At 64.7% G+C, this 15,030-nt stretch carries 16 protein-coding genes; 11 read left to right on the forward strand and 5 right to left on the reverse strand.

Translation table 11 applies throughout. The features are described 5' to 3' along the window. From NP534_RS20550 to NP534_RS20565, 4 genes are all read right to left on the reverse strand, one after another. A partial coding sequence (locus tag NP534_RS20550; protein ID WP_274099915.1) for a hypothetical protein occupies positions 1-322 on the reverse strand: 322 nt, incomplete at its 3' end. Beyond that, complete coding sequence (locus tag NP534_RS20555) at positions 319-657, reverse strand: helix-turn-helix domain-containing protein (protein ID WP_274099916.1); 339 nt, start codon at positions 655-657, stop codon at positions 319-321. The genes NP534_RS20555 and NP534_RS20550, both read right to left, overlap by 4 nt. Positions 658-757: 100 nt before the next feature. After that, positions 758-1,198 (reverse strand): YkvA family protein, encoded by a 441-nt coding sequence (locus tag NP534_RS20560; protein WP_033700753.1) that lies wholly within the window; start codon positions 1,196-1,198, stop codon positions 758-760. 281 nt (positions 1,199-1,479) lie between these two features. Further along, the gene (locus tag NP534_RS20565; protein ID WP_047581718.1) at positions 1,480-2,256 is read right to left on the reverse strand and encodes an FKBP-type peptidyl-prolyl cis-trans isomerase; all 777 of its coding nucleotides are present in this window, start codon (positions 2,254-2,256) and stop codon (positions 1,480-1,482) included. A gap of 269 nt (positions 2,257-2,525) precedes the next feature. Here NP534_RS20565 and NP534_RS20570 point away from each other — a divergent pair, with 269 nt between their 5' ends. The 11 genes from NP534_RS20570 (at position 2,526) to NP534_RS20620 (ending at position 14,060) form a co-directional block, all read left to right on the forward strand. Beyond that, entirely contained in the window at positions 2,526-3,263 is a 738-nt protein-coding gene (locus NP534_RS20570) for an AraC family transcriptional regulator (RefSeq protein ID WP_274099917.1), read from the forward strand. A gap of 189 nt (positions 3,264-3,452) precedes the next feature. Beyond that, a complete protein-coding gene (locus NP534_RS20575) occupies positions 3,453-4,526 on the forward strand; it encodes an SDR family oxidoreductase (RefSeq protein WP_274099918.1) in 1,074 nt (357 codons plus the stop codon). A gap of 4 nt (positions 4,527-4,530) precedes the next feature. Next, complete coding sequence (locus tag NP534_RS20580) at positions 4,531-5,787, forward strand: aspartate aminotransferase family protein (RefSeq protein WP_274099919.1); 1,257 nt, start codon at positions 4,531-4,533, stop codon at positions 5,785-5,787. A gap of 9 nt (positions 5,788-5,796) precedes the next feature. Next, positions 5,797-6,240, forward strand: a complete 444-nt coding sequence (locus NP534_RS20585; protein WP_047581713.1) for a type II toxin-antitoxin system RatA family toxin — start codon at positions 5,797-5,799, stop codon at positions 6,238-6,240. Between the two features lie 4 nt (positions 6,241-6,244). Then, positions 6,245-7,390 (forward strand): isobutylamine N-hydroxylase, encoded by a 1,146-nt coding sequence (locus tag NP534_RS20590; protein WP_047581711.1) that lies wholly within the window; start codon positions 6,245-6,247, stop codon positions 7,388-7,390. Further along, positions 7,387-8,214: an SDR family NAD(P)-dependent oxidoreductase gene (locus NP534_RS20595; RefSeq protein WP_033700762.1), complete on the forward strand. Its 828-nt coding sequence runs from the start codon at positions 7,387-7,389 to the stop codon at positions 8,212-8,214. The genes NP534_RS20590 and NP534_RS20595 overlap by 4 nt, the downstream gene beginning before the upstream one ends. Before the next feature lie 10 nt (positions 8,215-8,224). Next, positions 8,225-9,196, forward strand: coding sequence for a fatty acid desaturase (locus NP534_RS20600; RefSeq protein WP_274099920.1), 972 nt, complete (start codon positions 8,225-8,227; stop codon positions 9,194-9,196). Between the two features lie 41 nt (positions 9,197-9,237). Continuing rightward, the gene (locus NP534_RS20605; protein ID WP_227696841.1) at positions 9,238-10,038 is read left to right on the forward strand and encodes a DUF3050 domain-containing protein; all 801 of its coding nucleotides are present in this window, start codon (positions 9,238-9,240) and stop codon (positions 10,036-10,038) included. Positions 10,039-10,111: 73 nt separating this feature from the next. Then, complete coding sequence (locus NP534_RS20610) at positions 10,112-11,176, forward strand: HlyD family secretion protein (RefSeq protein WP_274099921.1); 1,065 nt, start codon at positions 10,112-10,114, stop codon at positions 11,174-11,176. Continuing rightward, the gene (locus tag NP534_RS20615; RefSeq protein WP_033700768.1) at positions 11,173-12,744 is read left to right on the forward strand and encodes a DHA2 family efflux MFS transporter permease subunit; all 1,572 of its coding nucleotides are present in this window, start codon (positions 11,173-11,175) and stop codon (positions 12,742-12,744) included. The genes NP534_RS20610 and NP534_RS20615 overlap by 4 nt, the downstream gene beginning before the upstream one ends. Continuing rightward, a complete protein-coding gene (locus tag NP534_RS20620) occupies positions 12,714-14,060 on the forward strand; it encodes a TolC family outer membrane protein (protein WP_274099922.1) in 1,347 nt (448 codons plus the stop codon). The genes NP534_RS20615 and NP534_RS20620 overlap by 31 nt, the downstream gene beginning before the upstream one ends. Here the strand turns inward: NP534_RS20620 and pcaQ are convergent. Continuing rightward, the gene (gene pcaQ, locus NP534_RS20625; RefSeq protein WP_033700770.1) at positions 14,051-14,983 is read right to left on the reverse strand and encodes a pca operon transcription factor PcaQ; all 933 of its coding nucleotides are present in this window, start codon (positions 14,981-14,983) and stop codon (positions 14,051-14,053) included. The genes NP534_RS20620 and pcaQ overlap by 10 nt on opposite strands. Positions 14,984-15,030 lie beyond the last annotated feature (47 nt).

Consider the following 15,030-nt stretch of genomic DNA (forward strand, 5'->3'; position numbering starts at 1 on the left):
AGGCATGCCACGACGCCGCCTCCATGCCATCAACCGGCCCGGCAAAGCGGCCCAGCCGCTCGACGCACTCGAAAAACCCGGTACGCGGCAGGCGGCTGGCGCCCTGGCTGATGACCAGCGAACTGCGCAACGGCTGCTCGGCGCGCGCATCGATCACGGCCAGGTACTCCAACGCGGCAGTCAGCGTCTGCATGGCCGGGCTAGGCAGTTGCAAGCGCTCGATGAGCGCGCGATACGTCAGCAAATGACGTTGACGACGGGCCAGGTCAAGCTCGTCCAGCAGGTTCTGCCAGTGCTGGCGGCTGATCCTGACCTGGCTCATGATGGCTCGCTCCAACCCGCCACACCCAGGTGCCAGGCCAGGGCGCGGCGGATGGCGGCGTCCGGCTGTCGCTCGCCTGATTCGATCATGGCCAGATAGGCCGGGCTGACACCAACATTGCGCGCCAGTAGCTCAGGGGCAATGCCCTTCGCCTCACGTATCTGCGCCACCTCGCTGAAAGCCGGCAAGGGCGCACTGGCGGCACTGACCTGCGTTTCACTGGCGCTTGCCTCGGCAGGCGCCTGCCCTGCTGCCTTCAACAGTGCCTGGTACTGCTCCCAGGGAACAACTGCGTACTCGGGCTGACCGTCCCGGCTGATAACCTGAATACCCATTACAACCCCCTTACGTGGGATTACGGCATGTAATCCATAGGCATAATCCTTATGCCAATTATATTACCAAGTACGGGAGTGTGTGCAGCTCAGGCTGATTTCACTGCGTATTGCGTTCCAGGCGCAAGGCTTCGGGGCTGTTCGGCAAGCGCTCGACCACCCGCAACCGCTCTGGCGCCTGGCTGTCGCGCCAGGCTTTGAAACGCCCAAGCTCATCCGCGACGGTTTTCAGCACCCAGCCCAGCACAGCGATATCGTCGAGGAACCCCACCCCCAGCAACCAGTCGGGAATGGCGTCGATAGGGCTGACGAAGTACAGCAGGCCGGCAACGATGGTCACCAATGCCTTGGGGCTGATGGCGCGGTACTCGCCCCGCCACCAGGCCAGGCACAGTGACTGCAGCAGCTTTACATCCTCGCGCAGCTGACCGATTCGCGGGCCTTTGCGGGCCACGGCGAACAGCAGTGCCGGTAACCGCCCGCGGCTGAGCAGGCGCTCGGCCAGCGGCAGGAAACGGGCGAAATTCCAGGGTGCGCTCATGGAGCCTCCGAGAGGAAGGGTTATCCACATTTATTGTGGATAACCTTGTGAACAGGGCGAAGTTTCTGACGTCAGGTGCCCACTAGGCAAGGGTCCCGGTCAGATCGGGCGTTTTTTACACAGTCGTTTCAGTTGCGCAAACGATTTGCGTCAGAAGCATCCTACTTCATCACGCTGCTATTGCTCGGACAGTATCAGCCGGCAGAGGTTCTTCCAAGCGTCTACCTCGCAAACGAAAACGCCCCGTCAAGACGGGGCGTTCTGTGCAAAAGCAGCCAGTATTACTTGGCTGGTTCTTCTGCTGGTGCTTCGGCTGGCGCTTGCGCCGGTGCTTCGGCTTCCGGCTCTGCACCTTGCAGTTGTGCCGGGTCCTTGATGGCGATCAGCTCAAGGTCGAATACCAGTACCGAGTTGGCTGGGATCAGCGGGCTCGGGCTCTGGGCGCCGTAAGCCAGTTCGGCCGGGATGAACAGCTTGTACTTTTCGCCGACGTGCATCAGTTGCAGGCCTTCGACCCAACCTGGGATGACGCCGCTGACCGGCAGGTCGATCGGGCTGCCGCGCTCGACGGAGCTGTCGAACACCTTGCCATCGGTCAACTTGCCTTCGTAATGAACGGTGACTACGTCAGTCGGCTTGGGCTGCGGGCCGTCGGCCTTCTTGATCACTTCATACTGCAGGCCCGAAGCGGTGGTGACCACGCCTGGCTTCTTGGCGTTGTCTTCGAGGAACTTCTTGCCGGCGGAAGCGGCTTCTTCGCTGGCCTTGGCCAGACGCTCTTCGGCGCGCTTCTGCAGCGAGGTGAAGGCCTCTACCAGCTCTTCGTCCTTGATGCGCTGCTCTTTCTTGCTGACCGCGTCTTCGATGCCCAGTGCGACCGCTTTGGAGTCAAGGTCTTCCATGCCTTCCTGAGCCAGGCTTTTGCCCATGTTCAGGCCGATACCGTAGGAGGCTTTCTGTGCCGGAGTCTTCAGCTCGGGGCTGCTGGCCTGTTGGTCGCAGCCAGCCAATACGAGGCCTACCAGGGCAACCGCAGCCGCCAAACGATGCTGTTTCATGCTATTTCCTTGTTCATGCGCCATAAGGGCAATCAGGGTAAAGCCGCGAGCTTAGCAGGCGGCCGTGACCAATGGCTACCGGCATAGGAGCGGGTAAACACTGATTAGTTCAACAGCCTTGCATGCATCAGAAAAGCCTTAATTAGTGCAAAAGATCATTCGTTACGCTTTGTATCGACCAAGATATACCATAACGCTATCATCTGCCGCTTTCAGGATGCTGGCCCGGGCGCGGCCAGGCTGTCTAGAACGGGCTTCAGGGATGCACAATGAGATGGGACGGAGCAGTAACTTTCGGTGATTACTGGCTGGGCTACACCGGCAAGACCGACCAAACCGCAGCCCACGCCCACGTCGCCATCCAGCTGTGCATCGGCCTGCGCTACGACATCACCGTGGAGTTCGGTAACCATGCCCTCAGTGCACCTGGGGTACTGATCGGGCCCTCAGTCGACCATCGCTCGCTGCCCAACCCCGACCGCGTTGCCTTCCTTTACTTCTACCCGGACGCGCCGCTTGGCCGCGCATTGAAAGCCCTGCTCGACGAGAGCGGCAAGGCAGCGGTCAGCCGTGACATCGTCGATTGCGTGCGCCAGGCGGCCAACTTCGATGAGGTAGTCGCAGCCCTCGAACTCAAGCTGGTGCCCCCCGACAGCTTCGACCCACGCCTGTCCAATGCCCTGCACCTGCTGCGCCAGGACTGGGCGGGCATCGGCGCGGTGTCGCGCGCGGCCAGCGCGGTGGGCCTGTCCAGCCCACGCCTGCGCTTTTTCGCCACGCACCAGATGGGCGTGCCACTGTCGCAATGGATCATCTGGCGCAAGCTCGAACGTGCCTGCCATGCCCTCGCCCACGACGCCAGCCTCAGCGATGCCGCCATCGCCGGCGGCTTCGCTGACCAGGCCCACCTCACCCGCATGATGCGGCGCATGGTCGGCATGTCGCCCAGCCGCGTCGCCGTGGTACTGCGCAATACAAGCGATTCGTTCAAGAATCAGCAGTTCTAAATCGCCATCATCCCCTCCAGCCCGCGCCGATCGGGGTCTCCACCCAGGCGCAGGGCCGCTTGCCGGCCGTTGCCACTGAAACACAGGCACACAGGTCGGCTTTTTTAATCGCTCCGGTTCCTTGGCCCCCTTGCGGCTGCCAGGCAGACGGGCCACTTCATCAACCTAGCGAGCAAGGAGTGCTAGTCCATGTCTGGACAAACGCGGCTGACCGTTTTCCTTACCGGCGGAGCCGGTGTACTGGGCGATACCCTGATCGACCAACTGGCCGAGCGCTATCACCTGGTCTGCCTGACCCGTCGCAGCAGCATTCGCCACCCTGGGGTCGAAACCCTGCGCGGCGACATCTGCCAACCGCGCATGGGCCTGTCCCACACGGACTACCTGGCACTGACCAAACGGGTCGACTGGGTCATCCACTGCGCGGCCATTACCCGCCTGGATGGCCATGCCGAAGCGGTGTTCTCGGTCAATTACCAAGGCACTGAGCAGGTGCTGCAGTTTGTCCGCGATGCCGACGTGCCGCTGTACCACATCAGCACTGCCTTCACCCACCCCTGTGACTACCACCCTGGGGTGATGCCCTCGACCCCGTACGAAGTGGTCAAGCGCCAAGCCGAGACCCTGGTGCGCGAGGCCGGCGTACCGGTTTCGATCTTCCGCCCGTCGATCATCATCGGCGACAGCCACAGCGGCCACATGCCCATGCTGCAGGGCTTTCACCTGACCATGGGGCTGATGATGTCGGGCTACCTGCCGATCATCCCCTGCCCGGAGGGCGGCCGTGTCGATGTCATCGCCCGCGACGTGGCAGCTGCCGGTATCGCCAGTGCCCTGGATCAGCGCCTGATCGGTGACGACTACTTCCTCACCAACGGCCCACAGGCGCTTGATATCCGCACCCTGCTCGACCTCATGTGCGAACAAATGCAAGACCAGAGCACACCTTTCCAGCGCCCGCGCTGCATGAACCCGGACATCTACGAACGCCTGGTACGCCCGGTGTTCCTGCCGGCCCTCGAAGAGAACATCCGCGCAGCCCTCGGCCGGGCGACCCAACTGTGCCGCTACGCCAGCCTGCTGCAGCCGCTGCCCAGCTCCCTGGAGCAACTGTTGCCGGCCCAGCGCCTGGCCCAGCGCTCACCGCGCCAGGAGTTGGCGCTTACCTTGGCATGCCTGGCGCCCAAGCTTTCGGCCATGCAACGCATGCTGAAAATTCCGGCAGCGGGCGAGCGCCGTGGCGAACTGGCCATGGAGGCCTGAGACGATGAACAGCTTCACCCCCCTGCCCGAAGGGCTTGATGCCGAGCGCGTGCGCGCGCAGTACCGTGACCATGTCAATGCGGGTTATGCCCGCCTGGCCTCGATGATGAACCTGCCCATCGAGGTGGGTGCCGAAGGCGTCTATCTGTACGACATGGACGGCCATCGCTACCTGGATGCCGGTGGCTATGGCGTGTTCCTGCTCGGGCATTCGCACCCGCAGGTCGTCGAGCAGGTCAGCCGCCAGCTGCACAGCCACCCCATGGCCAGCAAGCTGATGCTCAACCCGTTCCAGGCCCAGGCCGCTGCGGCCCTGGCTTCGGTATGCCCAGACCCACTGCAGTATGTGTACTTCTGCAACTCCGGCACCGAAGCCACCGAGGCGGCGCTCAAGCTGGCCTGGCTCAATGGCTGCCAGCACGTGATCTCTACCCAGGGTGGTTACCACGGCAAGACCCTTGGCGCCCTGGCAGTCACCGGCAGGGCTCTGTATCGCACACCGTTCGCCGACCGCCTGGGCGACAGCCATTTCGTGCCCTTTGGCGATGCCGAGGCGCTGCGCCTGCAGTTGCAGGCACAACCCGAACGCACCTGCGTGATCCTTGAGCCGGTACAGGCCGAAGCCGGGGTGATCGTGCCTGCTGCCGGCTACCTGCAGCAGGTGCGCAAACTGTGCGACCAGTACGGCGCGATCCTGATTGCCGATGAAATCCAGTCTGGCCTCGGCCGCACCGGTCGCTGGTGGGCCTGCGACCACGAGGCAGTGGTGCCCGACATCCTGCTGGTCGGCAAAAGCCTGTCCGGTGGCTGCGTGCCGGTCAGCGCCATGGTCTGCAACGCCGACATGCAGGCACCGCTCAATCGCAACCCGTTGATGCACACCTCCACCTTCGGCGCCAACCCGCTGGCCATGGCCGCAGTGATGGCGACCCTCGATGTGATGCAGCGCGAACAGCTGGTGGAGCGCGCCGCAGCACTGGGCCAACGCCTGCAGCTGGGCCTGCAGACCGTGCTGCGGCAACACCCGCGCGGCGCCCAGGTGCAGCTGCGTTGCGCCGGCCTGCTGCTCGGGCTCGAGTTCGCCGACGCCGGGCTGGCGGCAAACATGGTCATGCACCTGATCGACCAACGCATCGTGGTCAACCATTCGCTCAACGATCACCGGGTAATCCGCCTGACACCGCCAGCCCTGTACAGCGACAGCGACGTTGAATGGCTGCTTGGCGGTTTCGCCCGCGCCCTTGCCCGCACCTTCGAATAGGACACCGAAATGAAAGAAGTCAGCCTGACCGCCCATGTTCCCAGCCAGAGTGCCGAACAGGTCTACGCCGCTATCAGCAACTTCAGCCTCTACCCCCAGCTGTGCGAATCGGTGCGCAACATCGAGATCGAATCGATCCATGAGCACGAGGTGCTGAGCAACTGGGAGGTGAACTTCCACAGCGGCATTCTCAAGTGGCAGGAACGCGATGTCTTCGACCCCGACAACCTGCATATCCACTTCCGCCAGACCGCAGGCGACATCGACCACTTCTCCGGCTCCTGGCAAGTCAGCGAAACCGCCGAGGGCGCCAGCATTGCCTTCCGCTCGTGCTTCGACCTGGGCCTGCCGATGCTTGCCGACATGCTCGACCCGGTAGCCCGGCAAGCTATCCACGACAACATCAGCGCCATCATCAGTGGCCTGTTCCCGAACAGCCAGATCAAGGATTGATGCCATGCCGTTGCCACTCCTGCAAAACGCCAGGCAAACCCTGAACCGCTTTGCCCCAGGCTTCGCCGACCTGCTGACAGAGCTGCCATTCGAGCAGCGCGAGGCGGCAGGTAGCCCGGTGGTGGACTGGTTCAAACAAAACGGGCCGGTTGCCTTGCTGGTACCCGGGGCTGGCGGTGGCCTGGGGGCCAGCGCGCGCGAAGCGCTGCATGTGCAGCTCGCCCTCGGCGCCTTGTCGCCCTCGCTGGCCGTGGCCAGCACCATGCATCAGTTTTCCGTGGCCAGCCTGGTCGCGGTTGCCGCCAAGGGCACAGGCGCCGAAGGCCTGCTGTTGTCAGCCATCGCCCGGCAACGCCTGCTGCTGGCGTCCGGCTTCGCTGAAGGCGTGCCTGGTGGCGGCATCCTCGATGCCGGCATGGAAGCCTTGCAACTGGCCGACGGCGTACGCCTGAGCGGCAGCAAGCAACCGTGCAGCCTGACCCGCTCGATGGACCTGCTGACCGCCAGCTTCAGCCGTGCCAGCGAGCATGGCGAAGAGCTGATGATCGCCCTCATCCCCGCGTCCGCACCAGGCATCAGCCACCACCCGTTCTGGGGCAACAGCGCCCTGGCCGGTGCACAGAGCCTGGAGCTGCGCCTGGAGGATGTGTACGTCAGCGAGAAGATGATCTTCTCCGCCGGGTTGAAGTCGCAGCTGGGCGACGTACAGACCATCGGTTTCATCTGGTTCGAGCTGCTGATCAGCGCCAGTTACCTGGGGGCCTGCATGGGCCTGGTGGAGCGGGCAATCGACGAGCGCCGCTGGAGCGACCAGCAGCGGGTGCAACTGGCCTGCCAACTGCAATTGTGCCTGAGCGCCCTGGAGGGCTTGGCGCATGAGGTCGATCAGCTGCAAGGCGACGCCGATGACTTGCTGGCGCGCCTGCTGCTGACCCGCTACGGCATCGAGCAGCAACTGGCCAGCGCCTCCGACCTGGCCCACCAGATGCTCGGTGGCTTGGCCTTCATCCGCTCGAACCTGAGTTGCGACTGGCTGGCCAGCACCCGTGGCCTGCAGTTCCACCCTCCCGGGCGTTTCAGCATGACGGCCAACCTCGACCGCTACCTGCATGGCGCCACCTTCAGCATTGCCAATGGAGTCACCCTGTGAAACTGCTCAACAAGATCGTCGTCATCACCGGCGCGGCACGCGGCCTGGGCCTGGAAACCGCGCGCAAGCTCAAGCAGCAAGGTGCAACCGTGATCGGCATCGACCGGCTCGAACCGCACACGGCCCTCAACTTCGATGCCTACTACCTGCTCGACCTGTGCGACCGCGAGCGCCTGGACGAAGCCGCCGCCTCGATCCTGGAGCGCTTCGGCGACATCGACATCCTGGTCAACAATGCCGGGGTGCTGACCTTGGAGCGCGGCGAGACGGGGGTAAACGACGACGTGCGCCGCGCCCTGGAAATCAACCTGCTGGCCCCCTGGCAGTTGACCTCGCGGTTCTTGCCGGCGCTGCTGCGCACGCAGGGCAAGGTGGTCAACGTGTCTTCGCTGTTTGCCCTGGTGAACGCGCCCTACGTCGCTGCCTATGCCACCAGCAAACGGGCCATGAGCGCCTATTCGGATGTACTGCGCATGCAGTACCCCGGGCAACTGGACGTGGTAACAGTGTTCCCTGGGTTCATCGACACGGCCATTCACGACCCGGCCGAACGGGTCGGCCTGTCGGTCAAGCGCCTGGTCAGCTTCAAGCGCGGCGAGCGCGTGCTGCTGTCGCTGGAAGAAAAACTCGATGACGCCAGCAATGGCCTGGTACGTGCCTGCACCCAGCGTGGCCTGCGCAACCGTGGCCTGACCTTCCTCGGCAGCGTGGCCATGTACACCGCCCGCTGGCTGCCGAGCGTGGTCGACGCGTTCATCAGCCTGCGCCTGCGCCGCCTGAGCAACGCCGGGCAGCTGTCGCTCAAGCCCGAACTGATCGACTGAGGGCAGGCCGATGACGCAACTGGCACTGGACAAGCCCACGCTACGCCCGGACCGCAGCCTGCTCAAGCCGTCGGCGCTGGAAACCACCTGGGTGGTCGGCTATGCGTTGCTGCTGTTCGCCGTCCCGTTGGCAGTACTGGTGGAGACCCTCAGCCAGCTGCCGCAGGCATGGCCGCTGGCCCTTCCACTGCTGCTGCCGGCGGGTTACGGCCTGTTTCTGCAGGGCATCCTGGGCCACGAGGGCTTCCACTTCAACCTTAGCGAAAACCGGCTGTACAGCTGCATGCTGGCGGTGTTGCTGAGTTCGATGCTGACCGGCTTCTGCGTCACCGGCTACTTCGTCGACCACTGGCAGCACCATCGCCATAACGGCGGCCCCAAGGACCCGGACTGGCGCCTGTTGCGGCGCTATCGCCTGGCCGTTACCCGGCTGCTGGTGTCGCGCCTGCATGCCACCGCCTGGTACCTGCTGCAGACCGTGCGCCTGGCCCTGCCCGGCGCCAAGGTCGAAGGCACGCTGCCGCTTCCGGACAAGCAGATCCGCTTGCTGGCCAGGGTCAATCTGGCCTGCCAACTGCTGTGGCCGGCGCTGTGGCTGGCGCTGGCGACGCAGTGGCCGGTGCTACTGCCGGCGATGGCTGGGTGCCTGTTGCTGGCCTTGTTGATTTCCGCGCTCAACGCCTATCAGGAGCATGCCTTCGAGGCCTGCGTCGACCGGCCGGTGGCACGCTCGCGCACCGCCTGGCTGAGCACCCTGCTGCACCTGGGTTCCAACTATCACCTGGAGCACCACCTGTACCCGCGGGTGCCGTGCTGGCGCCTGCCACGGCTGCACCGCCAACTGCTCGCCAGCGGTTGGTACGAAGGCCGGCAGGCGCTGCTCGAACCGCGTTTCTTCGGCGCCTTGCGCTACTGCAAGGCACGTTTCCCCTATGCCGGCGCCTGGCAAGCAATGCCACCGCCAGGCCGCCCCGGGCAGTAATTTGCGCCCGGTACACCGCCCCCACACTCAAGGAGCCGAGTATGTCTTTTGATGTAGATGCAATGATCGAGAATGAACGCCGCACCCTGCTGGCACACCCCCTGTTCGCCAGGATCAGCTCGCTGGATGACGTGCGCCTGCTGATGGAGAACCACGTGTTCGCCGTGTGGGATTTCATGACGCTGCTCAAGCGTATCCAGCGCGACCTGACCTGCGTCAGCCTGCCCTGGCTGCCGCCGCGGCACATCATTGCCGCGCGGCTGATCAACGAGATCGTCACCGGCGAAGAAACCGACGAGCACCCTGGCGGCGGCTTCATCAGCCACCTGGACCTGTACCTCAGCGCCATGGACGAGATTGGCGCCGACACTGGCCCGTTCCGTCAATTCCAGGCCCTGCTGCAAGCAGGCGTGCCACTGGCCCAGGCGTTGACCAACGTCGACATCCCGCTGCCGGCCAAGGTGTTCGTCAGCAAGACCCTCGACGTTGCCCTGCACGGCTCGACCGAGCAGGTACTGGCGTACTTCTTCTTCGGCCGCGAGGACATCATCCCCGACATGTTCGGCGGCCTGCTGCAGCGCTGGGCGATCGAGGAAGCCAGCGTGCCGATGCTGACCTACTACCTCAAGCGCCACATCGAGATGGACGGTGACGATCACGGCCCGGCGGCCAAACGCATCATCGCCGAGATCGTCAGCGAACCCGCACAGCAACAGGCGCTGGCCAAGAGTGCAGCCGATGCGCTGGTGGCCCGTACCGTGCTGTGGGACGGCGTGTTCGAACTGCTCGACCAGCGCGCCACCGCGACTGCGCAAGCCACTTGCGTGGCGGCAGCCAGCTGAGCATTGCCCCTTGCCTGCGCGCACCGCAGGCAAGGGGCAATGGCCTTAAACGACAAGGACGAGAGCGTGTGACATGGTGAAAGGCAAGTACACCAAGTTGGCAGTATCGGTGCTGGTCATCGCAGGCCTGGCCGTACTGGGGCTGCAACGCTGGCAATACGCAAAGCAGTACGTCAGCACCGACAACGCCGAAGTGGAAGGCGTGATCATCCCCATCCGAGCCAGGCTGAGCGGCGTGGTGGTACAAGTGCCGGTGCACGAGAACACCCGGGTGAAGCAGGGAGACCTGCTGTTCCAGGTGCGTGAGGACGAATACCAGCAGCGGCTCGAACAGGCCCGAGCCAATTATCTGGGCGCGCTGGTCGCCACAGGCCAGGGCGGCATGCCTGGCCTGATGGACAGCCAGGTGCGCAGTGCCGCCGCACGCAGCCAGGCAGCACAGGCCACTATCGGACAACTGGTGGCCAACGCCGAGCAGGCACGCAGCGACTATCGGCGCACGCAACGGCTGGCCGAGCAGGGTGTGGTCAGCACCCAGGACCTGGAAGCCGCGCGCGCCCGCTTCGATGCCCTGAACCATCAATTGCAGGCTGCCCGGGACAACTCCACTGCCGCCCGTGAAGGCACCTTGGCCAACCAGGCGGCACTGAAGGTGGAAGAGTACCGGATCAAGGCAGCCGAATCGGCCTTGGCCCTGGCCCGTATCGAGCTGCAGGATACCCGGCAGGCCTCGCCACGGGCCGGGGTCATCGTGCACAAGGATGTGCAGCCTGGGCAATTCGTGGTGGCCGGGCAAAAGCTGCTGAGCCTGGTCAGCACCGAGCGCATGTGGGTGGTGGCCAACTTCAAGGAAACCCAGATCGGCCGAGTACGGGTCGGCCAACCGGCACGCATCAGCGTCGACGCCTTTCCGGGGCAACAGCTCGAGGGTGTGGTGCACAGCCTGGTACCGGCCACCGGTGCGCGGTTCTCGCTGCTGCCGCAGGAGAACGCCACCGGCAACTTCACCAAGGTGGTGCAGCGCATCCAGGCACGGATCGAGTTCCGGCAACTGCCCACGGCCATGCAGCAGGCACTTAGCCAAGGCATGAGCGTGTTCGTCGAGGTCGATACCCGCGACAGCGGGCAGGCACTATGAAGTCGCCCTGGCTGGTGGCCGTGACGGTGACCTTGATCTCGATGATGGAGCTGCTCGACGTGACCATCGTCAACGTCGCCATTCCGAGCCTGATGGGCAGCTTTGGCGCGTCGGTGGACGAAATCTCCTGGATCTCTACCGGTTACATCGTGGCCAATGTGGTGATCCTGCCAGCCAGCGGCTGGCTGTCTGCCTGGTTTGGCCGGCGCCGCTACTACTTGGTGTCGTCGGCGCTGTTCGTGCTGGCGTCGCTCGGTTGCGCCGTGTCCCAGGAGCTCTGGCAACTGGTGCTGTGGCGCGTGATACAAGGCCTGGCCGGGGGCGGACTGCTAGGCATCTCGCAGGCGATCATCTATGACGTGTTCCCCAAGGAGAAGGTCAGCTCAGGCATGGCCTTGTATGGCGTCGGGGTGATGATGGGGCCGACCCTCGGCCCGTCGGTGGGGGGCTACCTGATTGATGAGTTCTCCTGGCACTGGATCTTCCTGATCAACCTGCCCATTGGTGCGCTGGCCCTGCTGCTGGCCTGGCTGTGCGTGGGCGACTCGCCCAACGAGCGCCGCCCGCAGAGCATCGACTACCTGGGCTTCCTGTTGCTTGCCGTCGGTGTCGGCAGCTTGCAGATCCTGCTGGAGCGCGGCGAGCACTGGGACTGGCTGGAGTCGGACCTGAGCCTGCTGTGCCTGGCCCTGGCGCTGCTTGGCCTGGTGGGCTTCTGTTACTGGGAGCGGCGGGTGAGCAACCCGATCGTCAACCTGGCGCTGTTCAACAACCGCGAGTTCCTGCTGGGTTCGGTGTGCGCCTTCTGCGTCGGTTTCGGCCTGTACAGCACGCTGTTCATGGTGCCCCTGCTGCTGCAGACGCTGCTCGAACAAAGTGCCTACCAGAGCGGCCTGGTGATCTTCCCTGGGGCCCTGGCCAGCGCGGTAAGCACCCTGGTAATCGGCAAGCTGTCGCAGGAAAACCGCATCGATGAGCGCTACTTCATCTGCGTGGGCATCCTGGTCTACGGCTACGCCATGTACCTGCATACCCAGTTCACCCTGCAGAGCAACCCCGACACACTGTACTGGCCGCTGATCATCCGGGGGTTCGGCCTGGGCATGATCTTCGTGCCGCTGACCAACCTGGCCATGCGCCAACTGCCGGTACAGCTGATCTCGGTAGGTTCCGGCGTGCTCAACCTGATGCGCCAGCTCGGTGGCAGCGTCGGTATCGCCATCGCCGCCACCCTGCTCACACGTTTTTCCTGGGCGCGCTACCGGCAGCTCGCCGAGCATGTCGACGAAAACCGCCTGGTCACCAGCGGCTGGGACCTGGCCAGCCTCGACCCGCGGCGGCTCTCCACCGAGCTGCTCGGCGCTGACCAGGCCAACGCCCTGCTGGCCTTCGTCCAGGCCCGGGAGCAGGCGCAGATGCTCGGTTTCAGCATGCTCTTCGGCCTGCTCGGTGCGGTGATGCTGATCGGCGTCCCGATGGTGCTACTGATGCGCAACCCCCGCCAACACAAGCCCTCACTTGCAAAGGAGTCCGCGACGTGCTCGGACAATGCACACGAATCCGCCTAGCGGTGCTGATACTGGCGCTGGTCTGCGCCAGCCCCGTACAGGCCCGCGACCTGTACCAGACCTACCAGCAGGCCCTGGGGCATGACATGGCCTATGCCGCCGCCCAGCAACGCCAGCTGGCGGCTGCACAAAAGGCCCCGCAGGGGTTGGCCACGTTGCTGCCGCACCTGTCCCTGGAAAGCGGCGCAGCCTGGGTCGACCGCGAACACAGCGGGGCGGCCAGCCGCAACCGCGACAACTCCAATGCCTACGCGCTGGTATTGATCCAGCCCCTGCTGCGCTGGCAGAACGTCATCGGCCATGAACAGGGCAAGGCCCTGGCAACGGCGGGCGAAATCGACCTGCTGGCCGCGCGCCAGGACCTGATACTGCGCGTGGCCGACGCCTACTTCGAGCTGTTGCTTGCCGAAGACCAACTGGGCACCAGCCGCCAGCAGGTGCAGACCCTTGGCCAGCAACTGGACAAGGCACAGCGCTTTCGGCGCGAGGGCTCGGGGACCGAAAACGAAGTGCAGCGCATCCAGGCCCGCTACGACCTGGCGCTGGCCGAACAGATTGCCGCCGGTAATGCCTTGCGCCTCAACCAGCAGGCATTGGCGAGGCTGACGGGCAGCACGCCGGGCGAGTTGGCCAGGCTCGACGACGAGGTGGCGTTCAGTGGCCCGCAACCGGCACGGCTGGATGCCTGGACCGACCAGGCACGCCAGCACAACCTGAAGGTGCAGGCCGCCGAGGTGCGCCAGCTGATCGCCGAGCAGGAAGTGGAAAAACAACGAGCCGGCCACCTGCCGACCCTCGACCTGGTGGCCGCGCATGGCCGGTTTGCCTCGGTCGGTGGCAGCCTTTACGACGTTACCGTACCCGAGGAGAAATACACCCAGACGGTGGTTGGCGTGCAACTGAGCGTGCCGCTGTATGCCGGTGGCGGTACTCAGAGCCGTACCCGCGAGGCGCGTGCCCTGCAGGGCGCGGCGGAAGATGAACTGGAAGATGCACGGCGCGAAGCTGATTTCATGGCGCGCCAGGCCTACCTCAACCTGACGGGCGGCATCAGTCAGTATCAGGCCCTGCAACAGGCCATGCGCTCCAGCCAGAGTGACCTGCGGATCACCACGCACGCCTTCGAGGCAGGCGCGCGCATCAGCAGCGACGTGCTGGATGCCGAGCAGCAGCTAACCCGCACCCGCCTGCAACTGGCCCGCCAGCGCTACGCTATCTTGCAGGCGCAGCTACGCCTGATGGCGGCCAGCGGCAGCCTGAGTGATGACAACCTCAAGGCGCTCAGTGCCCTGCTGACAGCACGGGTTCAAGGGTAGCTACCCTCGCGGTACTGCCCCGCCACCTCGCGCAGCACCTCGCACACCCACTGCCCCGGCAGGCTCTGCGGCAAGGCGGCATTGCGACAGATGCCGACCGAGCCGCCCGGCTCGCGCACGCCCAGGTCGAGTTCGACCAGTTCGCCACGGCCAAGGTCGATCAGCACGGCGTCGCGCGGTGCCACCCACACGGCATCACTGCCCAGCAGATAGCGGCGGCTCAAGGCCAGCGACAAGGTCTCCAAGCGTTGCGCCGGCAGCTGCACACCACATTGAACGAACAGGCTGTCGGCGTGCTGGCGAATGGTGGTGCCGGGGGGTGGCAAGACCAGCGGATAGCGCCCCACCTGCGCCCGCTCCACTGGCGTGGTGGCCAGCAGCGGGTGCCCCGGCCGCACGACCAGGCTCATCGACTCGCTGTACAGGTGCTCGAACGACAGGCCTTGAATCTGCGGGCTGTCGGTCATGCGCCCGACCACCAGCTCCAGCTCACCCAGGCGCAATTGCCCGAGCAACTGCGCACTGGCCCCGGTCACCACGCTGATCAGCAACGCCTCATGACGCTGATGCAGGCGGCACAGCACTTCGGGCATCAACAAGCCCTCGACGGTAGAGAGCACGCCAATGCGCACTTGCGACGGCGCCCGTGCTTCGCCGCGCAGGCTGCTCACGCCATCGCGCAAGGCCTGTACGCTGGGCCCGGCGTAGCGCATGAAGCGGGTGCCGGCCGGGGTCAGTTCGACGCCGTGCCGGCTGCGTTCGAACAGGCGTGCTTCCAGCAGCTCTTCGAGTTCCTTGAGGGTCTTGGAAATCGCTGGCTGGCTGATCGCGAGGCTGTCGGCAGCCCTGGCCAGGCTGCCCTGCCGGGCGATCTCCAGGAAGCACAGCAGGTGGCGGTACTTGATGCGGGTGTCGAGGTTCATGGCCTGAAGCTTACCGCATTGGGGGGGTGGGCATAGCTACTCCGGCA

The sequence above is a fragment of the Pseudomonas sp. 39004 genome (assembly GCF_028682155.1).
In the GTDB taxonomy this organism is placed as follows: Bacteria; Pseudomonadota; Gammaproteobacteria; order Pseudomonadales; family Pseudomonadaceae; genus Aquipseudomonas; species Aquipseudomonas capeferrum.